Below are 23992 nucleotides of genomic sequence, written 5' to 3'. Positions count from 1 at the left end.
TCTTTGTGTAAAATAGAAGTATGTTTAATTTGAAAAAAATTTCTTTCTTAAAGTTTTTAATTGGAGCAATAGTATTTGTAATGTTCATAAATACTGGCTATGCTCAAAATTTAACTATCAGAAAAATAGATAAAGCGTATAGAGATAGTTTGATGCGCACAGAGTATCCATACATTTTACCCATTTATGGAGACCGAGTGCAACAAACAGGGCACGATTTACCTTTGCCGTTTGGTGTGATGGTAAATTACATTGGGCAAGATACGAAGCTGAATATCGACAACATTGCTTTGCGTTTAAACAATTCGGACTTTGTTGATATGGATTTTCTAGAATTCGAAACTTTTGAAAATACAGCAAACTTGGTAAATGTGCGTTTAGAGGCTTGGTTGTTTCCGTTTTTAAATGTTTACGGTTTGTATGCACATTCCGAAAGTAACAATGCTATTAAGTTAATTCATCCTTTTGAGCTTGAAATTCCTACCAATCCTTCCGCAGATACCTTCGGACTCGGAACAGTCTTGGCCTACGGAACAGGAAATTATTTTGCGGTATTCAATTTTAACGCCACTTGGTCGGATGTGAGTTCGCTCGATGAAAATGTATTTGGTACGGTAACATCTTTTAGGATTGGTCGAAGTTTTGGTTTTCATAAACGTTTTCATAATATCAATTTTAGTATCGGAGTTCAACATCAATATCTCGCCAGAAATTCATCAGGAGCACTTAAAATAAGCGATATCTTCTCGAAGATGGACAAAGGAAAACTACAAGAAGTGAAAGATGCAATTTCAGATACTGCCAATAATTGGTATGATGGATTAGGGCCAGCTCAGAAAATTATTGTAAACCAATTGGTAAATGAAATTGACAATTGGTTGGAGGGAAGAACTCCTGGAGATAGTGAGCTTGGTTACCGATTTGATAAAGATCCTTTAGGGCATACTTCGTTACAATTAGGGGTACAATATAACCATGGAAAACGTTGGTGGTACCGATTGGAAACGGGTGTAGGAAGAGGAAGAAATCAAATATTACTTTCTGCAAACTATCGCTTCGGAATAAAGAAAAAAGGAATAAACTAAACTATTTAAAATGAAAAAACACATTTACTTAATATTGTTTGTATTAGTGTCGGGAGTAGTTCAGGCGCAAGATATGTATGTTAATTTTTACGGAAGCTACGCCTTTGATGATAGCTTCGACTCGTATTACGATTATGATGCTTATTACGACGGAAAAATAAAAGGAGGATTTCAATGGGGAGCAGGTTTAGAGTATAAGCCAAGTCCGTATATGGGGTTTGAGTTTGTGTACCTGCGTCAAGATACCAATGCGCCAACATGGTATCGAACGTATAATAATGTTCGGGAGCAGTATGCAGATTTTGACTTAGGAATTAATTATTTGCTTTTAGGGGCCAATCGCTATTTTTCAAGACCAGGAAATCAGTTTCAAGGATTTGGAGGTTTAATGGCTGGAATGGTTATAGCCGATTTAGAAAATACAACCGAAGGAAGTAGATGGAGCTCAAATACAACAAAGTTTAGTTGGGGAGCAAAATTGGGAGGTATTTATTGGATGAACGACTATTTTGGTTTAAAGCTTCAAGCGCAATTACTTTCTGTGGTGCAAGGAGCTGGTGGTGGTTTTTACTTTGATGGATACGGTCCGCAAACAAGCGTGTACACCTATTCTACAATTTATCAATTTAGTTTGGGTGGTGGCTTAGTGTTTAGCATCAACTAAAAAAATAAGGAATATTTTGTAAAAGAAGCGCTGAGAATTTCTCAGAGCTTCTTTTTTTTGGTAGTTGTAAAAACCAAAAAACCCGATTTTCAAATAAATGAAATCGGGCTTTTAGTGGTGGTGCCTCCAGGAATCGAACCAGGGACACAAGGATTTTCAGTCCTTTGCTCTACCAACTGAGCTAAGGCACCAGTTGCTTGATTGCGGGTGCAAATATAGATGCAAATTTAATATCTGCAAAATATTTTTCAAAAAAAATGGTTTTGTAACTTTACAACTTTAACCTTTTATGATGAATTTAATTGTAGATGTAGGAAATTCGTTTATCAAAGTTGCTGTATTCAAAGAAGATACCGTTTTGGAAGTTTATAAAGCCGACCAAGAAAATTTTTTAAAAAAAATTTCAAAAATCTTTGAACAGTACCCTTCGATACGTGCTATTATGGTTTCTTCCGTAGGGAAATTATCAGAAAAGCAAATAAAGGCGCTTGCTGTTTTTGCACCAACTTATACGTTGAGTGCGAATTCTAAATTGCCTTTTAAAAACGATTATGCTACGCCAACCACGCTTGGAGTAGATCGAATAGCACTTGTTGCTGCTGCCTATTATAAGTATCCGATGAAAAATTGTTTAGTAATCGATGCAGGAACTTGTATAACTTATGACTTTTTAACTGAAAGCGGAGTTTATAAAGGCGGTGCAATTTCTCCAGGCGTTCGAATGCGTTTTAGAGCGATGCATGAGTTTACCGCAAAACTCCCGATGATTGAAACCTATGAGTTAGATGATTTTATCGGAACCACAACTCAAGAGTGTATGATTGCCGGTGTTTTGTTCGGAATTGTTAACGAAATTGAAGCTACAATCCTACAATATCAAAGAAAATTTAAAGATTTAACAGTAATTTTTACAGGTGGCGACAGTCATTTTTTGTCTAAAAGATTAAAAAGTAGCATATTTGCGCATCCGAATTTCCTCTTGGAGGGAGTTAATTATATTTTAGAACTCAACAAACACTAATGATTAAAAAGATTTTTATTGTAGCTATCTTGTTTATTTGTAGCTACGGTTTAGCGCAGGAAGGAAGTGTATCACCATATTCATTTTTCGGAACGGGAGACCAACGTTTTAAAGGATCGGCAGAAAATAGAATGATGGGGGGAATTAGTGTTTATACAGATAGTATTCACATCAATTTTAATAATCCAGCATCTTTAGGGAAGCTTGGCTTAACAACTTTTGCCGTTGGTGGAGGTTACCATTCTCTACGTCTTGAAACCAATGAAAGCAATGAAAAGGCATCCGACGCTACATTCGATTATATCGGAGTAGGGATTCCGTTGGGAAATAGAATGGGAATTAGTTTTGGGTTAACACCTTTTACTTCTGTTGGATACCGCGTACAGTCGTTGAATGAAGATGTCGATCCTGTTCAGCTAGATAAATATGCAGGAACAGGTGGAATTAATAAAGTTTTTCTTGCCTACGGAATTAACTTTCTGAAAAATTTCAGTCTTGGAGCGAAGGCGAATTTTAATTTTGGAGATGTAGAAAATGAAGCAATACGCTACGTAGAAGGTATTCAATACGGAACAAGAATTACAAATCATTCAGAATATAGTGGATTCGATTTTAATTTTTCCTTAAATTACGAAGCCGATTTAACTGATAAATTGCATTTGCAATCATCGGTATTGTATACGCCAGCAACAAAGATTACATCGAGTAACTCAAGATCAATTTCAACACTTATAACCAATGCGGCAGGTGTAGAAGTTCCACGAGTTACCGAAGAAATAGATTTGGGAGCATTAGGACTTAATTCAACTTATTTGCATTTGCCAGAATCGTATGCAGTAGGTTTAGGAGTTGGTAAAAAATATACTTGGTTTATTGGTGGTGAATACGAAATAACCAAGAGTAGCGAATTTGTAAACGATTTTGTAACTCCAGTAAACGGAGCGTACGAGGACGGAGAAAGATTTTCTGCGGGTGCTTTTTGGACGCCAGATTATGATTCGTTTACAAGTTACTGGAAGCGTGTTACTTACAGGGTTGGATTGAAGAATGAGCGTACTGGATTACTAGTTAATAACGTTCCTGTTCACGACTTTGGCATGTCTTTTGGTTTAGGTTTACCAATAAGTGGTTTTTCAAATGCCAATGTTGGATTTGAATTTGGAAAAAGAGGAAGTACTTATTTAGGTAGAATAGAAGAGAATTATTTTAATGTTTTTATAGGTTTGTCGTTAAACGACAAATGGTTTAGAAAGAATTTAATTAGATAGAAATATACGTTAACCATAAAATTAAATAAATGAAAAAGAAGATTTCTATGATGGTTGGTGTTTTGGGGGTTGCTTTCGTGACATTGGGGCAAGCACAAAACCCAGAGTGTCCACAAAACTTGTCGGTATATGCAGAGCATGCAAAGGTGAAAAATTATGATGCTGCATACGAGCCATGGAAAATGGTGTATGAAAATTGTCCTGGATTGCATTGGGCAAACTTTCATTACGGAGAACTAATCTTAAAAGATAAGATTAAAAAAGATCCAGCAAATAAAGATCAGTATGTAAAGATGCTTACAGATGTATATCAAAAGGGACCTCAGTATTTTCCAGACAGATATACGAAAACAGGGGCGGATATCGATGCTGCTTTGTTGATGAATGATCAAAAATTAGGTTCGGACGAAGAGGTTTTTAATCTTTTAGACAAAGCGTTTAATGAAGACAAAGATGGCTTTAAAAATCCTAAGGCATTATACTTATACTTCTCTACGTTGGTAGATTTACACTCGGCTGGTAAAAAAGACTTACAAGATGTTTTTGATACCTATGATGATGTAACAGAAAAAATTGCTGAAGAAAACCAAGAACTTGGAGAGACAATTGTAAAGTATGTTCCTAAAGAAGATGCAGGAACGCTTACAAGTAAAGAAGAGAAAATCTTAGCTGCAGCAAGACAAAACGGAGAAAACTACGAAAAAATTAGTAGTAGTGTTGATGCTAAGTTAGGTAAGTTAGCAGACTGTGATAACTTGATTCCTCTTTATCAGAAAAACTTTGAAGCTCATAAAACTGATGTTGCTTGGTTGAAAAGTGCAGCAGGAAGAATGGATGCTAAAGATTGTACTGGAGATCCAATGTTTGTGAAGTTGGTTGAGGCATTAGATCAATTAGAGCCATCAGCGAGTTCAAAATACTACTTAGGGTCTTTATATGAAGAGCAAGGAAACAGCTCGAAAGCTAATGATTACTTCAAGCAGTCAATAGACTTAGAGACAGATCCTGTTAGAAAAGCTAATAAGTTAACTAAAATGGCAAGTAAAGCTTCTAAGAGAGGTCAAAAATCTACTGCTAGAACGTATGCGCAACAAGCTTTAGATTTAAACCCAGCAAACGGAACGCCTTACTTAATCATTGCAAATTTATATGCAAACAGTGCTAACGATTGTGGAGGTACAGCCTTTGAAAAAAGAGCAATGTACTGGAAAGCTGCTGATATCGCTAGAAAAGCAGGACAAGTAGATCCTTCTTTAAAAAGTAGAGCGGCGCAAACTGCAGCAAGTTATGCTGGTAGAGCACCAAGTAAACAAGATATTTTTAGTTCTGGAATGGCAGGAAAAACAATTCAATTTAACTGTTGGGTTGGTGGAAGCGTAACAGTTCCAAGCCTATAATATGAAATTCAGTTTAAAATATATTTTTATAAACATTGTCACAGTATTTGCTGTGACAATGTTTTTTTCATGTGAAGGGAATTTAAAAGAAGTTCAGAAAATGAATGCCTTCACTAAAACACCAATTGGAATCGCGGAAAATTTTGTTCTAAAATATACCGATTCCTTGAGGTTAACTGCTGTTGTTAGCGGTCCTGTGTACGAAGATTTCAGCAATCAAACATTTCCGTATAGAGAATTCCCAAAAGGAGTACATGTTGATTTTTATGATAAGGATAATCAAAAAAGTACGGTTTCTGCCAACTACGGAATTATATATTTGAATACAAAACTGATTGATATGCAGGGAAATGTTGTGCTTGAAACGCATGACGGAAAACGATTAAATGCACCTCAATTGTATTGGGATCAAAACAACCAATGGATTTTTACTGAAGGCGACTATACTTTTACGAGTCCAGATTTAAATATGAAAGGTGTAGGTATCGATTTCAATAAAGAATTTACAGTGGTGAGTTCTCACGGAAACTCAGGAACCGCTGTAGTGAAAGACTCCGAAGAAAGCGAGGAATAACCTAACTTCATTTTTTACTCTTCAATCAAAATGGTCTTACAATCCATTAATAATTAGATTATTTTTTTCAGAATTAAATTCTATCAAGCGAGAAAATTTATATCATAAATAAAAAATTCGCTTATTTATAACTTTTCTTTACATTTGATTCATAGAATTTTTACGGTTTCTACATGTTGTGTAGTTGTGAAAGAGCGAAGTAAAATCGTTCTTCCGTAGAAAAATCATAAAAGTAAACACATGAAATACTTTAAAATATTTGAAATTTTATACCTTGTTGTAGCTGTTTTAGCCATTATAGAAACTGTGCGCATGTGGTCTGTAGATAGGTCGAGAGCGTATATCATGTTGGTTTTTGCAGTAGTTTCTATTGGGATGTTTTTCTTTAGAAGATTTTACCGAAAGAAATTTTCAGATAGGCAAAATAATCAGTAAATGACTGGTGTAATTATCATAATTATCTCTTTATTGCTCTCTGCTTTTTTCTCGGGGATGGAAATTGCATACGTTTCTTCCAATAAAATTCATATAGAAATAGAGAAAAAGCAAGAAGGTTTTTTGGCGAAGATTTTAACTAAGCTCACCAAAAAACCATCAAAATTTATCGCCACCATGCTTGTTGGAAACAATATTGCCTTGGTAGTGTATGGTATTTTTATGGGAGATTTAATTATCGATAAAATTTACCCAGCATACGCCAATGTTGACAGTCCGCCTTTTGATGTTATTTTGGTGCAAACCATTATTTCTACATTGGTTATTTTGGTAACGGCCGAGTTTTTGCCGAAAGTATTTTTTCAAATCTATGCCAATACACTTTTAAAGTTTTTTGCCATTCCGGCATATCTTTTTTACGTGTTGTTTTCATTTATATCTTCGTTTATTATTTGGATTTCAGACCTAGTTTTAAAAGTATTTTTTAAGACTGAAGGCGATGAAGTGCAGTTGGCTTTCAGTAAAGTTGAGTTAGGCGATTATATTTCTGAACAAATGGAAGCTGCCGATGAGGAAGACGATTTAGATTCAGAAATACAACTTTTTCAAAATGCTTTAGAGTTTGCTGAAGTCAAAGCTCGTGAAGTGATGATTCCGCGTACCGAAATTACAGCAGTAGAAGTGGATGAACTTCCGAAGGGAATAAGCAAAATATTTACTGATACAGGATACTCAAAAATATTGGTTTACAAAGATACAATCGACGATATTATTGGCTATGTACACTCGTTCGATTTATTTAAAAAACCCGCCAATATCAAGTCGGTTATGATGCCGGTGGAATATGTTCCAGAAACAATGCTTATTAGCGATGTGCTTGAAGTGTTGACTAAAAAAAGGAAGAGTATTGCGGTGGTTTTGGATGAATACGGAGGAACTTCTGGAATTATGACTGTTGAAGATATTGTTGAAGAGTTGTTTGGAGAAATTGAAGACGAGCATGATAGTGTGGCGCTTATTGAAGAGCAAATTAGTGAGTCTGAATATAAATTTTCGGCACGTTTAGAAGTCGATTATATAAATGAAGAATACAAATTAGATTTGCCAGAAGGGGAGAACTACGAAACCCTTGGTGGACTCATTGTGAGTAATATTGGCGAAATTCCTTCTAAAGATGAAATTGTGGTGGTAGGCGACTATCAGTTTACAATTTTAGAAGTGAGTAACACAAAAATAGACCTTGTATATTTAAAGGTTATTGAAGAGGAATAACTGCAAAGCTTCTCTAATTTTCTTTTTATTTTTTCAGAATTATTAAATTTCAATAAAGTATCCGTATAAAAATACCTGAAATTGAAGGCTATTTAATTTTTTAAGAAACATAATTCATAAAATCAACAATAATTGCATCTTCAGGTTTTTATTATTCTAAAAAAGTGGTATTTTCGCCCACATTAATTTAATAAATTGTATTGATAAATGGCAATTCTAGAAAAAATTAGAAGTCGATCGCTAATCTTAATCTTAGTAATAGGTTTGGCTTTATTTGCATTTGTTATTTCTGGTATCTTCACTAAAGATTCTGGTACAGGAAAAACAACCGTAGGAGAAGTAAATGGAGAAAGTATTTCGCGACAAGAGTTTGCGTACAAAGTTGAAAATGCTTCCAGAAGATATGGTGCTAATGCAACCACAGTTCAAGTGGTAAATCAAGTATGGAATCAAGAGGTTAGAAATATTATATTAGAGCAACAATACGATGCGCTAGGAATTAATATTGAAAAAGACCAAATTTTAGAAGTTGTAAAAGCAAACCCTGCTTTTGCTCAAGATCCTACTTTTCAAAATGAAGCTGGTGTTTTTGACGAAGGAAAATTTATCGAGTTTATTGCCGATTTAAAAGCTAATAATCCTGCTGGATACCAACAATGGCAATTGCAAGAAGCGGCTTTAATTAACGCTTCAAAAGAGCAATCGTATTTCAACTTGGTAAAAGCTGGTGTTGGAACAACGCTTAAAGAAGGAGAGTTGGTTTATCATTTAGAAAATGATAAAGTAGATGTAAAGTATGCAAAAGTTCCTTATAGTTCTATTCCAGACAGTACAGTAAGTGTTTCAGATAGTGAAATCGAAGCGTATGTAAAAGAGCATAAAAACGAATTTACGCAAGATGCTTCAAGAGATGTTCGTTATGTTTTCTTCGAAGAAAAAGCATCAGAAGAAGATATTCAAGAAGTGAAAACTTCACTTTCTAAACTTTTAGAAAACTCAGTAGTATATAACGAAACTACTAAAGCAGACGAAACTGTTGCTGGATTTAGAACAACTACAAATCTTCAAGATTTTGTAAACAAAAATTCAGATATCAAATACGATACTACTTACGTTGCTAAAAAAGATTTACCAACGGCTGTTGCAGATACACTTTACAACTTGCCAGTTGGTGGAGTTTACGGTCCGTATCAAGATGGAAACTATTACAAAATCACAAGAATGGTTGCTAAAAAGCAAGGTGGTTCTGTAAAAGCAAGTCATATTTTAATTTCTTACGATGGTTCTCAAGCTCAGCCAACAGAGCCAAGAACTAAAGAAGCTGCAAAAGCAAAAGCTGAAGAGATTTTAGCAAAAGTAAAAGCTAACCCAGATGAGTTTGCTACCTTGGCTAGAGAAAACTCTGAAGATCCAGGTTCTGCAACTCGTGGAGGTACTTATGATAATATTCCAGAAGGGCAAATGGTGCCTCAGTTTAACGATTATATCTTCGGGAACTCAATTGGTTCTATCGGTTTAGTTGAAACAGATTTTGGTTACCACATTATCAAAGTAGACGATAAATATGATGTTGTTCAATTGGCAACTGTTGCAAGAGAAATTGAACCATCAGAAAAAACAATTAGCGATTTATATACTGAAACAACTAAGTTTGAAATGGCTGCTGCAGATGGAGATTTCCAAGAAGTAGCAAAAGCATCAAACTACAGTGTACGTCCAGTAAATAAAATTTTAGCATTAGACGAAAACATCCCTGGAATTGGAAACCAGCGTAGCGTTGTGCAATGGGCTTTTAACGCCGATACGGAAGTAGGAGACGTAAAACGTTTCAACACACCAAACGGATATGCAATTGTTCAGTTAACAGGAAGAAGAAAAGAAGGTTTAGCTACCGCGAAAGATGCTGCTGCAACTGTATTGCCTATTCTTAGAAAAGAGAAAAAGGCAGCTATCATTATGAAGAATAATGAAGGGAAATCTATCGATGATTTTGCAAAAGCTAACAATGTAACGGTAACTGGAGCAACTGGTTTAAACATGAAAACTCCTACAATTGCAGGAGCTGGAAGAGAGCCAAAAGTTGTTGGTGTTGCAATGGCTTTATCGGAAGGTGAAACTTCTAATATGATTGATGGTGAAAACGGTGTGTTTATGGTTTCTGTAACTAAAAAATCTATTGCACCTTCATTAGACAATTATGCAACTTATGCAAACACACAGAAAACGCTTAACAGAGGAAGAGCTTCTTTGAGCGCATACAATGCATTAAAAGATGCTGCAGAAATTGAAGACGAAAGAGCTGAAATTTACTAAGCAGTAATATTATAGATTAAAAAAAAGCTTCCAATTTGGAAGCTTTTTTTATGCAATCATTTCTTGATATGGGATAATTGTTTGGTATCCTTTTTCGATAAAATACGACTTGACATAAGAAGCCTCTCCGGTTGCTAATACAAAGTCGCCTCCCCATGCGCCTAAACTTTTAATACTTCCTTTAAAGTCGCTAAAAAGAGCTTGTTTAACAGTAGGAAGTTTTAGAATTGAGGAAATCGTATTTTCATGTGTATTTAATATAGCTTCAAAGGTTTTTAATGTCGAAGCGTTTAAAATTTCTTTAGTGAGTTGGGTAGTAGCTTCAATAGCGATTTGCTTATCTTTTTCTGAAGTAACTTCTCGATAGCGTTGAATACCTTCCCTGCTGTTTTGTTTTTTATTTAGATGAATAAAAAAGAGGTGTTCTGTAAATGAAGGAGTAAAAGTAACTGTTTCGATTTGCGGATTTTTATTGATTACCCGATACGTAATTGGAGTGCTGTTTTGTGCGCAAGCAATGTCGTAGCCGCTTCCGGAAAAGCTATTCCATAACAATTGAAACGCATCTACTTTTGCCCAAGATGCAATGTTGTTAATCAATGTTGAAGAAGAACCTAAGCCCCAATTTTCTGGAAATTCTAAATGTGTTTTTACTTTTATTCCTCTTGTGTTTTTTAGAAAACTCGGATTTAAAACGTTCGCTTCTTTTAATATTTTCAATAAAGTTTCTGCTACCAAAACGGTGTTGGTTGTGTCAATTTCAAGCTTAAAATTTTCAGCATTAAAATTGAAAGTAGCAGTAAACCAACATTTGTTTTCGTAGTTGTAAGCCTCCCAATAAATTTTATGTTCGTCAATTTCTTCAATAGATAATGACTGTCCGAGTTTGGTTGGAATTGCCAAGCAAGTTGCGCCATCCAACACTGTGTATTCCGAAGTAATTAATAATTTTCCGTGGCTATAAAACTCAGACATTTTTTGCTTTTAACGCATTAAACTGATTGATAACATCGCTGTGCGTAATGGTTTTATTTTTATAATAGTCAATAAAATACGCTTTTTCTTCTGCAGTTGCACCAAGCTGATTTAAGATATTCATAAGGTGCATTTTCATATGTCCTTTTTGAATTCCATCGGTAATTAAAGAGCGAACCGCAGCAAAGTTTTGCGCAAGTCCAGCAACTGCGATAATTTGCATTAATTCTTTTGCCGATGGGCGGTTTAAAATTTCCAACGACAGTTTTACTAAAGGATGCAAGCTTGTGAGTCCGCCAACAGTACCAAGTGCCAACGGGATTTCAATCCAAAATTTAAAGATGCCATCTTCAACCTTGGCGTGTGTTAAACTTTTATAGCTTCCCGATTTTGCTGCATAGGCATGTGCACCAGCTTCAATAGCTCTAAAGTCGTTTCCTGTTGCTAAAACTACCGCATCGATACCGTTCATAATTCCTTTGTTGTGAGTTACCGCACGGTGAGGTTCTGCGTTTGCAATAGCAACAGCTCTCACAAATTTATCGGCAAATTCCTGCGGACTCAAATTTTTATCTTCATTTAAAGCATCAACTGGGCAACTAACTTCTGCTTTTACCACACAATTTGGTACGTAGTTGGACAAAATGCTCATTACAATTTCGATGTCCTTTTCTTCAGCAGAAAGCATATCACACGTTTGTGCTTCACTCTTAAACGTTTTTGCAATGGTCTCTAAACACGAATTGATAAAATTTGCACCCATGGCGTCTAGCGTTTCAAAAGTGCAATGCAATTGAAAGTAATTTGCCAGTTCGTTGCTTTTATCTCTTAATTCTATGTTTGTAATTCCGCCACCACGCTTACGCATATTTGCGGTAATCGATTCGGTTGCTTGGAGTAAAGTTGGTTTTACTTCAGCAAAAAAACGGTTTAAATTTTCGGTATTTCCATAAAACATAAAATGTACTTGCCCAATTTTTTCGGTCCCTAAAATTTCAGCCTTAAATCCACCACGCTGTTGCCAATATTTGGCTGCTTTTCCTGCGGCCGCTACCACCGAACTTTCTTCGATAACCATCGGGATGGTGTGGTATTTGTCGTTGATAAGGAAGTTGGGCGCAATACCAAGTGGAAGGTAAAAGTTAGAAATGGTGTTCTCGATAAATTCATCGTGCAACGATTGTAGCTTCGCATCGCTGTTTACATATTGCTGTAAAATATCGATGCCTTCTTCTTGATTTATAAAATGATTTTTAGCTAACCAAGCTATTTTTTCTTGCTTAGTAAGTTTCGAAAATCCGTTTACGGGTATTGCCATTTTGTGTAAATTATAAGTGGCAAAGATAAACATTCTCTTTGTAGTTGGACGTTGGTTTGCAAACTACCGAAGCGGTTTGTATAGCGATGTTCGGTTAATTGTGTGAAAAATTGTAAGAAAGGCTTTTTCTAAGGAATGTTTAACGTGAAAAGTTACGGTATATGTGAAATTTTTAGTAAACTTGACGGTTTTTTAATCAATACCTAACAATTAATGAAGAAATATTCTTTGATGTTCCTACTTTTTGTAGGACTGGTTTCCCTCGCAACCGCTCAAAATCAAAAAATCACTTTAGAAGAAATATGGGGTGGCGCTTTCCGAACTGAAGGAATGGACGTGCTTCACTCTATGAAGAACGGACAACAATATACCGTTTTAAACTTCGATAGAAATACCAGAACGACTTCGGTAGATAAGTACAATTACGAGACTTTAGAGAAAGTTGAAACCATTGTTTCCTCTCAAAACCTTAGTGAAATTGCCAATTTTTCGTCTTATACTTTTAGTGCAGACGAGTCAAAATTAATTTTGGCAACCAATGTAGAAGCTGTTTTTAGACGTTCGCGTTTAGGGACATACTATGTGTACGATATCGCTTCAAAGAAATTAGATTTAATTGCTGATGACAAAATTCAAGAGCCAACTTTTTCTCCAGACGGTTCGAAAGTGGCGTATGTTTTAAACAACAACATTTTTATTAAAAACTTAGCTTCAGGAGAAACTATCCAAGTAACTACCGATGGAGAGAAGAATAAAATTATCAACGGGGTTACCGATTGGGTGTACGAAGAAGAGTTTGCTTTTGTACGTGCTTTCGATTGGAATAGTACAGGTGAATATCTTGCTTATATTCGTTTTGACGAAAGTGAAGTTCCAGAATTTTCTATGGATGTTTATGGTGAAACACTTTATCCAACACAGCAGGTTTTTAAATATCCAAAGGCTGGTGAGAACAACTCGAATGTAAGTTTACACACTTTTGAAGTTGCATCAAAAACCACGAAGAATGTAGATTTGGAAGATGCGTATTACATCCCTAGAATTCAATGGACAAATGATGCAGATGTATTAAGTGTACAGGTGATGAATCGTCATCAAAATGATATGAAATTGTATTTTTACAATGTAAATAAAGGTGCCGAAGTTGTGCTTCACGAAACTGATAAAGCATATATTGATGTAACCGATAATTTAACTTTTTTAGCAGACAATAGTTTTATTTGGACCAGTGAAAAAGATGGATACAATCACATTTATCATTATTCAAAAAGCGGAAAGTTACTAAACCAAATTACAAAAGGAGCTTGGGAAGTAACAAGTTATTATGGATATGACGATAAGACCGACCGTATTTTTTACCAATCGGTAGAAAATGGTTCAATCAACCGAGATGTTTATGCTATTAAACTAAACGGAAAAGACAAAAAAAGACTTTCAAGTGAAGAAGGTACCAACAGCGCAACTTTTAGTGCCGATTTTAGCTACTACATCAATTCTTTTTCGAGTGCTTCTATGCCAACTCGCTACACGCTAAACGACAGTAAAACTGGTAAAGAATTAAAAGAGATTGTGAATAACAATCAGCTTTTAAAGAAAATGTCTTCTTATGAAATTTCACCTAAAGAATTTTCAACGATAAACGTTAACGGAAACGATTTAAATATGTGGATGATAAAGCCTAAAAACTTCGATCCAAATAAAAAGTATCCGTTGTTTATGTATCAATATTCTGGTCCAGGTTCGCAACAAGTAGCCAACAGATGGATGGCGTCTAACGATTATTGGTACGAAATGCTCGCAGAAAAAGGTTATATTGTTGCCTGTGTTGATGGCCGTGGAACTGGTTTTAAAGGAGCCGAATTTAAAAAGGTAACCTATAAAGAATTAGGGAAATACGAAGTAGAAGACCAAATTGCAGCAGCTAAAAAATTAGGTGAGCTACCTTATATCGATCAAGATCGAATTGGAATTTGGGGATGGAGCTACGGCGGATTTATGAGTACTAATTGTATTTTAAAAGGGAATGATGTGTTTAGTATGGCTATTGCTGTAGCGCCTGTTACAAGCTGGCGTTTTTACGATTCAATTTATACAGAAAGATACATGCAAACGCCACAAGAAAATGCAAGTGGTTACGATGAGAATTCTCCGTTGAGTTACCCAGAATTATTACAAGGAGATTATTTACTGATTCACGGAACTGGCGATGATAATGTACACGTGCAAAACACTATGCGTATGGCAGAAGCGCTTATCCAGGCTAATAAGCAATTTGATTGGGCAATTTATCCTGATAAAAACCACGGGATTTACGGTGGAAACACACGTTTGCAATTATATATAAAAATGACAAACTTTATCGATGCGCATCTTGGTGATGCTTCAGGAGAAATAAACGTATCAAAAAAGATAAATAATTAAATAGTAATTAAAACACACTTAAATGGAGTTTAAATTTGGAGGTTCAGAAGTAAATCAAAGAACCGTATTAGGGCATCCTTCGGGACTTTTTGTACTATTTTTTACAGAAATGTGGGAGCGCTTTTCGTATTACGGAATGCGTGCCTTATTAGTTTTATTTTTAACCGCTTCACTTTTAGAAGAAGGTTGGGGTTGGGAAAGAAGTGATGCGCTTTTATTATATGGTTGGTATACAAGTTTGGTATATGTTACCCCAATAATAGGTGGTTTTATTGCTGATAAGTTTTTAGGATATAGAAATGCTGTAGTTCTAGGTGCACTTATTATGACTCTTGGTCACGCCTCAATGGCGTTGGAAGGGTTCTCTAATTATTTCTTTTATATTGGATTGTTAGGTCTAATTTTAGGAAATGGGTTGTTTAAACCGAATATTTCTTCAATGGTAGGGCAGCTGTATAAAAACCAAGGGAAAGAAAAAGATGCTGGATATACCATTTTTTACATGGGGATTAATGCGGGGTCTTTCTTAGGAATTTTACTTTGTGGTTATATTGGAGAAAAAGTTGGATGGCATTACGGATTTGGACTTGCAGGAATTTTTATGTTCTTAGGGATGTTACAATTCTATTTTGCTCAAAAGATTTTTGGAAATATTGGATTGTCTTCGGAACAAGTTGAAGAAGCTAAAGATAGTTTAATAGCAAATATTGATAAAACTGACGAAGCTAAAGTAGAGGAAGAGTCTCCTAAAGTAGTTAGAGATAGAATTATTGTAATTTCTATTTTTGCACTATTTACGGTTTTCTTTTGGTGGGCTTTCGAGCAAGCAGGAGGTTCTATGACTATCTTCGCTGCCGATTATACCGACAGAGCTTTAGTTGGAAGTGCAGCGACTACTTTTAAGATCATTAACAGTATTATTGTTGTAGTCCCAATGTTAGTTGTTACATGGGTTTTGTTACAATTATTTAAACAGACTTTTAGTAAATTCCCTTTATCAAATGTCTGGTTAGGCTTGAGTTTCGCTATTATCTGGGCGATCGTTTTATGGATGTTGAATAAGGAATTTTCTGATAATGCAACTGAAGTGCCTGCTTCTTGGTTCTCGGTATTAAATTCACTGTTTATTATTTTGTTTGCGCCATTGTTTTCTAAAATTTGGGAAAGTAAACTAAATCCATCTGGGCCTGTTAAATTTGCAATAGGTTTAATTTTATTGGGAGTAGGTTTTGCAGTATTATCGTACGGGGCTTCTGGAATTCCAGAGGGTGCTAAAACTGCTTCGGTAAGTTTGATGTTTTTAGTGTTTGCTTATTTCTTCCATACTTTAGGAGAGCTTTGTGTGTCGCCTGTAGGATTGTCATATGTTAGTAAATTGTCTCCTGTTAAGTTAGTCGGGATGATGTTCGGGATATGGTTTGGAGCTAACTCAATAGCTAATCTTTTAGGTGGGGTTACAGGGAGTTATATCGATACAATTTCAGAAGAATATGGATTGTCTACTTTCTTCTTAATTTTTACAATCATTCCGATTACTGCAGCTTTAATTTTATTATTGTTAAACCCAATGATGAAACGAAAAATGCACGGAATCAATTAATAAAATATTAATTAGTTAATACAAAAGCTCCCTTTTCGCCTGTGTAGTGAAAAGGGATTTTTTGTTGCGTACAACTCCGTTTCCAAAGTTGCACTAGCGATTTGTAATTACTTCCGTCAGCAATAACTTTGGTGGGTTTTAATTCTAATAAAACCTTTTCTAGATTTATTTTTGGTGAATTTATTAGGAGTAAAATAGATAGCGAGTCTTCCTTTTTATAGGCTAAAGTTGAATCGATAAACACTATTTTTTGTTGCTGAAAATTAATTGGATTTGAAAACTTAATACGCTCCAATTGATTAATGTTTGCTCCAGTTTTATAATTTTTTAAAATGTAATTTTCTTCTGATGCAGTATCGTTCACTTGTAGTAATCTGCCTTTTTGTATTCCGATAAGTGTTTTTCTATTCTGATGAAAAACTATAAAACGCTGTTTGTTTTCCGTTTTTTTATACTGAAAGAAAATCGTTCCGAAGCAAAATAAAATAATTCCGAAGAAAATATAACTGATGTTTTTACTGCGTTTTTTCAGCAGAAGAATTGTTAAAACAATTAAAATTGAAGTCGATATAAAATTCAATGCAGTAAAATGAATTGTTGTAAATATGAAAGCTTCCTTTTGAGCAATCCACGCGGTAAAAACATTCATGTAATGGATGCATGTTAAATATACTTCAGCATATATTGTTGGAAGTATATTGAAGAATGCAAGGATGATGAGGATAAATCCAGCACCGAGTAAAATTCCAATAAAGGGAATCAAGACTAAATTTGACACAAAAAACAGTCCTGGGAATTGATGGAAATAATATAAAGTGATGGGTAAAACACTCAACTGCGCCGCCAAACTAACAGTGAATAAGCTCCATAAATAGCTTGTTATTTTATAGTTGGGAGTCCACAAAGCAACAAGTGTAGGTTGTATCCATAAAATTCCGAAGACGGCTGCGTAACTCAATTGAAAGCCAACATCAAACAAAAAGTTGGGTTCGAACAAGAGTAACACCAACATCGAACTGATGAGCGCGTAATAACTGTTTCTTTGCCGATTTAAGGTTTTCGCATATGCCAAAAAACTAAACATAGTTACTGCTCTAACTACCGAGGCGCTTAAGCCTGCAATTGTAGCGAAAGCCCAAAGTGTGATTACAATGAGTAATAGTTTAATCTTTTTGCCGTGTTTGATACGTTCTATAGGTTTTAAAAGTAGGTGTAAAAACAAAAATAAAATCCCGATATGTAAGCCCGAAATTGCCAATAAATGAATTGCACCAGCCATTGCGTAAGCGTTGTAAGTTTCTTTTGATACATCTTGCCGTTGTCCGAGTAGTAAGGCGTTTACGACTGCTATTTCTTCTTTGTTTGGGTATGTTGACAGACTTTCATTAATGCGTTCTCTGAATAAGGAGGCAAACCCAAAAATCGATTTTACTTCCGTAGAAATTAATTGAACATCAGTTTTTTTTAATTGTAGCTGATGGTAAATTTCACGATGCGATAAATAACGGCTATAATCAAATTCGTACGGATTTAAGGGCTTGTTTATTGGTTTCTGTAGGTTTTGTGTAGTGTATACGTAGTCTATTTTTGGAGTTTGGAGGCTATCTTTGTTAAACACTACGAGTATTTTTCCGTTAACCGATTTGGAGTTTGTTTTTAAAACTTCGGCTTCATATAGATATTGATGGGTGTTTTGTTTTAATTCTTTTGAAATTTTAAATGTAATAGTGTCTTTTGCTTGATAGCTATATTGGTAATGTTTCGGGTTCCTTTCAGAATGTATTGCGATATTCAATGCGCCGATAACTACAAAAGTGAGGTACGTACAAATTCCAAAAGCTAAAGTGTTCGATTTACGTACTTTAAAATAGAACAGTAAAGCGATGCAAAGGATTGTTGCGGAAACTAAATAGACGGTTTTAAATTGAAAAAAATAACCAAAAAGTATCCCTGCAATAAAGCATATTAGAAGTTTTAATATGGGATAATTTAGTAATTTCACATAGAAAATATACTAAATTTATTTGAGAGTAGCTATAAAATTCTGCGCGCGTGATGGAAGGCGTAATTCCAATATCCTTCGCTTAACGAAGAAACAAGTACACCTCTTGAAGTTGTTGAATGGATAAATTTAATATCATCTTCTTTGATATCTACTACGAGCCCAACATGGTTAATTTTTTTCTTACTTCTGCCTGTTGTAAAAAATAACAAATCGCCTTTTTCAACTTCTTTAAGTTTAATTTCTTTGCCTTGTGTAGCCATCATGTAAGAAGCACGTTGGAGGTCTATTTCATGTTCTTTAAACGAAACATAAATGAGTCCGGAGCAATCCATACCATGTTTGGTAGTGCCACCATATTTGTATGGAGTACCGCTGTAATTAAGTGCGGTTTTAATAATGGCATTGGCTTCATTGCTGGCAGTGCTAGTTGTTGTTCTGTTGTTTTTTCTTGAAGAATTTTCGTTTGCCTTTACGGTAACTTTGTATGGATTCTCGGTTACTGATTCGTTTCTTTCAACAGCAGCTTCAGTTGTGGTGGAAATAGCTTTTTTTTTGCTTCCGCAGGAAAACATAAAAAGAGAAATAATGGTAAGCGTATAAATGTTTTTTACGGGTAGCTTGTACGTCATTAGTTTGATAGTTTTTTGAAAATAAGTTCCGCAGCTTTTTTGCTAGCGCCTTTTCCTCCTAATTTTTTTTCTAACTCAAAATAATCTAAAAAAATACGTTCCCTTACTTCTGGATTCAGAATTTTTTGGAGTTCGGCTTTTAGATTTTTTGTGTTTAATTCGTTTTGGATAAGTTCTTTTACAACTTCCTTATCCATTATTAAATTTACTAATGAGATGTACTTTAGGGTGATAATTCGTTTGGCAATTTGGTAACTTATCCAATTTCCTTTGTAGCAAACTACTTCTGGAACTTTAAAAAGTGCAGTTTCTAACGTGGCGGTACCGCTGGTTACCAGTGCAGCTGTAGAAACGCTTAATAAATCGTAGGTTTTTCCAGTTACAAAATGAACGTTTGCTTTGCCAATAAATTGTTCGTAAAAGCTGTATTCTTGACTCGGTGCTCCAGCAATTACAAATTGGTAGGTTTTAAAATCGTCTACAATGCTAAGCATGATAGAGAGCATATTGGTAATTTCTTGCTTTCTACTTCCAGGAAGAAGTGCAATAATTTCGCGCTCGTCTAATTGGTGTTGCTTTCTAAACTCGTTTGGTGTTATTTGATTGCGATTGGCAATGGCATCTAATAATGGGTGCCCCACAAAATTAACAGGATAGTTATGTTTGTTTTCGTAGAAATCTTTTTCAAACGGAAGTATCACAAACATTTCATCTATATCTCTTTTGATAACTTCGATTCTGCCTTCTCTCGAAGCCCAAATTTGTGGAGAAACATAATAGAAAGTTCGATAATTTAACGCTTTTGCCCATTTGGCAATACGAAGGTTGAAACCTGAATAATCGATAAAAATAAGTACGTCGGGATTGAATTTTTCAATGTCTTCTTTGCAGAATGAAATATTGGAGAAGATTTTTCGCAAGTTAGTAACCACCTCAAAAAAACCCATAAACGATTGTTCTTTGTAGTGTTTTACCAATTCCACTCCAGCAGCTTGCATTAAATCGCCTCCCCATCCTCTAAAAGATGCGTTTGTGTCAATTTTTGCAAGTTCTTTTACGAGATTCGAAGCGTGTAAATCGCCCGATGCTTCTCCAGAAATAATGTAATACTTCACCCGTTACGCTTTATTCTTAAAAAATTTTCAGTAGCAAGATAATAAAAGCGGTTAGAAAAGTAGCAATAAGTACACCTCTAGCGCGTAAGTCTCTTTTCAGTTTTATAAAACCAAAAAAAGCGGCTAAATTGAGCAGTGCACCTAAGGCGATTAAACTTCCTAAATGGCCTTGTTCTCTTGCAATGATAATACTTTCTGAGATACTTAAATCAGAAAATATTAAAATATATAAAAGGGTTCCTAGAATGTTTGCTATAATTCCAACGGCAAAACCTATAAGAATTTCTTTTTTATTCATTTAAATTCCAAGTATTTAAATCTTGAATGGCGTGGTGAGCTGTGAGGTCAAACTGCACAGGTACAAGCGAAACGTAACCGTTTGCAAGTGCCCATTCATCGGTATCTTCGCCTTTATCTTGGTTTACAAATTTCCCGGTAAGCCAATAATATTCTCTTCCCATTGGATTGGTGCGTTTGTCAAATTCTTCCACCCAACGCGCATTGGCTTGTCGGCAAACTTTTATCCCTTTTATTTCGTTTTCTTTTAGCTTCGGGAAATTAACATTTAAGACAACTCCTTTCGGCATTCCGTTTTTTAGGACACCTTCGGTAATTGTTTTTACATATTTTTTTACTGAATCAAAATCGGCTTCCCAAGAATAGTCGCATAATGAAAACCCAATAGCAGGAATTCCTTCGACGCCAGCTTCAACGGCCGCGCTCATCGTGCCGGAGTAAATTACATTTATAGACGAGTTAGAACCGTGATTAATTCCGCTCACGCAGATGTCTGGTTTTTTGTTTAGAATTTCGTTTACGGCCAATTTTACACAATCGGCAGGCGTACCACTACAGCTATATTCTAGTTGTACATCATCATGATTTATGGTAATCGGACTACAATATAATGTTGAGTTTACGGTAATTGCATGTCCCATGCCACTTTGCGGACTGTCGGGAGCAACAACAATTACATCTCCAATTTCATTCATTACCGATATTAAGGCGCGAATACCTGGGGCGGTAATTCCGTCGTCATTCGTAACTAATATTAAGGGTTTTTTCTTCATTATTACAACTGATTATTTTTCAGGAAACTATCGAAATAAATGTGTGTTTCGATACGTTAGTGATACAAATTTCATTGCTAAAATAAGCAAATTATAATTTTGATATTGCTTTAAAGAACGAAGTTAATGATACTTTAACGCTTTCAAAGAAGTTGCTTTTTTGCTTATTTCTTAAAATAGTATCAAAATATTTCAGTTTAACAAAATATTAGAGTAGATGTAGTGTTGTGGCATGATTTTTTCCTTACTTTAGTCAATCCGTTACAGATTTTCTGTTGTGGGAAAAAGTTTAATAAAATGATTTTTTTATGTATCTTAATACTTTTTAGCAGTGGTACATTTCTGCTGAATTGATAAAGAGCCTCATAAAAGTAAAAATATTTAAAATCTAGAATAAAGAAGTTATAAATGAAAAGGAAATTAGTGTATCTGTTGGCTGTGCTTTTAGTATCGGCGGCATCGTGTAGTTTTACCAATAAAACATTTGATAATCCAGACAAAGACAAGATGCTCCTTGACTTGATTTCATATGTGTTGGAAAACGCCCATTTTGATCCAAAAGACGTAGATGATAATTTTTCTGAGCATGTGTTTGATAATTACATAGATGCTTTAGATCCATTAAAACGTTATTTTTTACAAAGCGATATAGATGAGTTTAAGAAGTATCGTTCTGCTATTGATGATCAAATAAAGACTTCTGATTTAACATTTTTCAATTTGACATACGACCGATTAATGCAACGTATGGATGAAGCGTCTGTAATGTATAAAGACGTTTTAGAAAAGCCGTTTAATTACAATGAAGATGAAGTGATTAATGTAGATTATGAGGCGATTCCGTATGCAAAAAATAAAGAAGAACTTTGGGCGCGTTGGAGAAACCAAATGAAGTTTTCTACTATTGAGCGCTATGTAAGTGCGATGGAAGCCAAAAATGACACCATAGCAGATGCTGAAAATGCACTAGATGATGAATATTCTGATGATCCTGTTGAGTTGGAAAAACAAACTCGTGAGGCTACAATTAAAACACTAGAAGAATATTTTGAGTTTATGGAAGATTTGCAGCGCAAAGATTGGTTTGCGGTGTACTTGAACTCAATTGTTGAAGAATTTGATCCGCATACATTTTATTTTGCACCAGACGATAAAGATCGTTTTGATGTGAGTATGTCTGGAAAATTTGAAGGAATTGGAGCTAGGTTACAAAAAAAGAGCGACCATATAAAAATTATAGAAATCATCTCGGGAGGACCAGCATGGCGTGCTAACACTTTGGAAGTTGGCGACGTGATTATGAAAGTTGGTCAAGAAAACGAAACACCAGTTAGTGTAGTTGGAATGCGTTTGGAAGATGCCGTTAAATTGATAAAAGGTCCAAAAGGGTCGAAAGTAATTTTAACCGTAAAACGTGTTGACGGGACTGTTGATGATGTTGCGCTAGAACGTGATGTGGTTGAGTTGGAAGAATCGTATGCAAAATCATCTATTGTAAAGAAAGACAACAGGACTTTTGGTGTTATAAACCTTCCTAAATTCTATATTGATTTTGATGATTATAATAATAGAAATGCAGCTACAGATGTTGCAAAAGAAATAGAAGAACTTAAGAAAGCAGGGGCAGAAGGTCTAATTGTAGATTTAAGAAGTAACGGAGGAGGGTCTTTAAAAACAGTAGTTGATATTGCTGGATTATTCATTAAAGATGGTCCTGTAGTGCAAGTAAAAACTACTGGAAGAAAAAAAGAAGTTTTAGAAGATACCGATGAGCGTATTCAATGGGATGGTCCATTGGTTATTCTTGTAAATGAATTGTCGGCTTCAGCTTCAGAAATTTTAGCAGCAGCAATGCAGGATTACAAAAGAGCTATTATCTTAGGAAGTAAGCAAACTTATGGAAAAGGAACAGTTCAGAATGTAATCGACTTAAACCAATTTATTCGTGGGAATAACGATTATGGAGATGTTGGAGCAATTAAAGTTACCACACAAAAGTTTTACCGTATTAATGGTGGCTCAACACAATTAGAAGGCGTGAAGAGCGATGTTGTAGTTCCAGATAAGTATAGCTACAGAGATATGGGAGAAAAGGATCAAGAAAATCCGTTGCCTTGGGATAAAATTGAAGCTGTACAGTATAAAGATTGGGCTGGATATATTGATTATGACGAAACTATTGAAAGAAGCAAAGAGCGCATGGCAAACAACGAGCAATTAAAGTTAATTGACGAAAATGCCAAATGGGTAAAAGAGCAACAAGAAGATAAAGAGTATCCGTTAAATATTGATAAGTATAAAGCTGAAATCGAAAAGGATGAAGAGATACTGAAACGTTTCAAAAAAATTGCCGATTATAAAACAAATCTTACTTTCGAGTCGTTACCATACGAAATGAAAAAAATGGAGGCTGACACCATTTTAAAAGAAAAGCGAGTACGTTGGCATGAGAGTCTTTCTAAAGATGTTTATATTGAAGAAGCTATTAACGTGTTAGAAGATTTAAAAATAAATACAATTAAGAAGAATAAGGTAGTCGATGTAAAAGGCTAGTTTGTTTTAAAAACTAATATCAAAGAAAAGGTCATCAATTTGATGGCCTTTTTTCTGTCAGCAAAAAAATAAAAAAAACCTCTAAAATCAAAAGATTCCAGAGGTTTTAAGTACTCGAGGTGGGAATCGAACCCACACTCCCGAAAGAACTGGATTTTGAATCCAGCGCGTCTACCAATTCCGCCACTCGAGCGTGTAGCCATTAAAATTAATACAAATGATTAATTTCGGAATGCAAAACTATAAAATATTTTTAATCTTCAAACTAAAAATAGTA

Annotated in this window: 18 protein-coding genes, 2 tRNA genes and 1 pseudogene; 12 read left to right on the top strand and 9 right to left on the bottom strand. The window is 35.0% G+C overall.

The window, feature by feature from the left end:
* The first annotated feature begins 20 nt into the window (after positions 1–20).
* Entirely contained in the window at positions 21–1085 is a 1065-nt protein-coding gene (locus tag JMA43_RS00935; protein WP_342154006.1) for a hypothetical protein, read from the top strand.
* 10 nt (positions 1086–1095) lie between these two features.
* A complete protein-coding gene (locus JMA43_RS00930) occupies positions 1096–1749 on the top strand; it encodes a hypothetical protein (protein ID WP_342154005.1) in 654 nt (217 codons plus the stop codon).
* A gap of 115 nt (positions 1750–1864) precedes the next feature.
* Here JMA43_RS00930 and JMA43_RS00925 read toward each other — a convergent pair.
* A tRNA-Phe gene (locus tag JMA43_RS00925) sits at positions 1865–1940 on the bottom strand.
* 98 nt (positions 1941–2038) lie between these two features.
* On the opposite strand from JMA43_RS00925, the gene JMA43_RS00920 reads away from it, so the two are divergent.
* The 7 genes and pseudogenes from JMA43_RS00920 (at position 2039) to JMA43_RS00890 (ending at position 10029) form a co-directional block, all read left to right on the top strand.
* Positions 2039–2770 carry a type III pantothenate kinase gene (locus JMA43_RS00920; RefSeq protein WP_342154003.1) on the top strand — a complete coding sequence of 244 codons (732 nt, stop codon included), beginning with the start codon at positions 2039–2041 and terminating at the stop codon, positions 2768–2770.
* A complete protein-coding gene (locus JMA43_RS00915; protein ID WP_342154001.1) occupies positions 2770–4038 on the top strand; it encodes a hypothetical protein in 1269 nt (422 codons plus the stop codon). Before JMA43_RS00920 ends, JMA43_RS00915 begins: the two co-directional genes overlap by 1 nt.
* Before the next feature lie 29 nt (positions 4039–4067).
* On the top strand, positions 4068–5435 hold the full coding sequence (locus tag JMA43_RS00910; RefSeq protein ID WP_342153999.1) for a tetratricopeptide repeat protein: 1368 nt from the start codon (positions 4068–4070) through the stop codon (positions 5433–5435).
* Position 5436: 1 nt separating this feature from the next.
* Positions 5437–6009, top strand: a complete 573-nt coding sequence (gene lptC, locus JMA43_RS00905) for an LPS export ABC transporter periplasmic protein LptC (RefSeq protein ID WP_342153997.1) — start codon at positions 5437–5439, stop codon at positions 6007–6009.
* Between the two features lie 231 nt (positions 6010–6240).
* Positions 6241–6444 (top strand): annotated as a pseudogene (locus JMA43_RS00900) (hypothetical protein); the annotation flags it as partial.
* Positions 6445–7716 (top strand): hemolysin family protein, encoded by a 1272-nt coding sequence (locus JMA43_RS00895; RefSeq protein WP_342153995.1) that lies wholly within the window; start codon positions 6445–6447, stop codon positions 7714–7716.
* Positions 7717–7923: 207 nt separating this feature from the next.
* Positions 7924–10029: a peptidylprolyl isomerase gene (locus tag JMA43_RS00890; RefSeq protein ID WP_342153993.1), complete on the top strand. Its 2106-nt coding sequence runs from the start codon at positions 7924–7926 to the stop codon at positions 10027–10029.
* A gap of 48 nt (positions 10030–10077) precedes the next feature.
* Here the strand turns inward: JMA43_RS00890 and JMA43_RS00885 are convergent, their stop codons facing one another.
* Complete coding sequence (locus tag JMA43_RS00885) at positions 10078–11004, bottom strand: GYDIA family GHMP kinase (RefSeq protein ID WP_342153991.1); 927 nt, start codon at positions 11002–11004, stop codon at positions 10078–10080.
* The gene (locus tag JMA43_RS00880; protein WP_342153989.1) at positions 10997–12322 is read right to left on the bottom strand and encodes a hydroxymethylglutaryl-CoA reductase, degradative; all 1326 of its coding nucleotides are present in this window, start codon (positions 12320–12322) and stop codon (positions 10997–10999) included. Before JMA43_RS00880 ends, JMA43_RS00885 begins: the two co-directional genes overlap by 8 nt.
* Before the next feature lie 213 nt (positions 12323–12535).
* Here JMA43_RS00880 and JMA43_RS00875 point away from each other — a divergent pair, with 213 nt between their 5' ends.
* A complete protein-coding gene (locus JMA43_RS00875; protein WP_342153987.1) occupies positions 12536–14743 on the top strand; it encodes a S9 family peptidase in 2208 nt (735 codons plus the stop codon).
* Between the two features lie 22 nt (positions 14744–14765).
* The gene (locus tag JMA43_RS00870) at positions 14766–16343 is read left to right on the top strand and encodes a peptide MFS transporter (RefSeq protein WP_342153985.1); all 1578 of its coding nucleotides are present in this window, start codon (positions 14766–14768) and stop codon (positions 16341–16343) included.
* Positions 16344–16350: 7 nt separating this feature from the next.
* On the opposite strand, the gene JMA43_RS00865 is transcribed toward JMA43_RS00870, so the two are convergent.
* The 5 genes from JMA43_RS00865 to surE are packed head-to-tail and all read right to left on the bottom strand — an operon-like array spanning position 16351 to position 21162.
* Positions 16351–18345 carry a ComEC/Rec2 family competence protein gene (locus JMA43_RS00865; protein ID WP_342153983.1) on the bottom strand — a complete coding sequence of 665 codons (1995 nt, stop codon included), beginning with the start codon at positions 18343–18345 and terminating at the stop codon, positions 16351–16353.
* A gap of 32 nt (positions 18346–18377) precedes the next feature.
* Positions 18378–18977 carry a C40 family peptidase gene (locus JMA43_RS00860; RefSeq protein WP_342153981.1) on the bottom strand — a complete coding sequence of 200 codons (600 nt, stop codon included), beginning with the start codon at positions 18975–18977 and terminating at the stop codon, positions 18378–18380.
* On the bottom strand, positions 18977–20092 hold the full coding sequence (gene lpxB / locus JMA43_RS00855; protein WP_342153979.1) for a lipid-A-disaccharide synthase: 1116 nt from the start codon (positions 20090–20092) through the stop codon (positions 18977–18979). Before lpxB ends, JMA43_RS00860 begins: the two co-directional genes overlap by 1 nt.
* A gap of 16 nt (positions 20093–20108) precedes the next feature.
* Entirely contained in the window at positions 20109–20390 is a 282-nt protein-coding gene (locus JMA43_RS00850; RefSeq protein WP_342153977.1) for a hypothetical protein, read from the bottom strand.
* A complete protein-coding gene (gene surE, locus JMA43_RS00845; RefSeq protein WP_342153975.1) occupies positions 20383–21162 on the bottom strand; it encodes a 5'/3'-nucleotidase SurE in 780 nt (259 codons plus the stop codon). The genes JMA43_RS00850 and surE overlap by 8 nt, the downstream gene beginning before the upstream one ends.
* Positions 21163–21570: 408 nt before the next feature.
* On the opposite strand from surE, the gene JMA43_RS00840 reads away from it, so the two are divergent.
* Positions 21571–23715: a carboxy terminal-processing peptidase gene (locus JMA43_RS00840; protein ID WP_342153973.1), complete on the top strand. Its 2145-nt coding sequence runs from the start codon at positions 21571–21573 to the stop codon at positions 23713–23715.
* 111 nt (positions 23716–23826) lie between these two features.
* Here JMA43_RS00840 and JMA43_RS00835 read toward each other — a convergent pair.
* Positions 23827–23908, bottom strand: a tRNA-Leu gene (locus tag JMA43_RS00835).
* Between the last annotated feature and the right edge of the window lie 84 nt (positions 23909–23992).

This window comes from Joostella sp. CR20 (assembly GCF_038433465.1).
GTDB lineage: Bacteria > Bacteroidota > Bacteroidia > Flavobacteriales > Flavobacteriaceae > Galbibacter.
The sequence above is the reverse complement of the archived record's forward strand: the minus strand, read 5'-3'. Positions and strand labels throughout refer to the sequence as shown.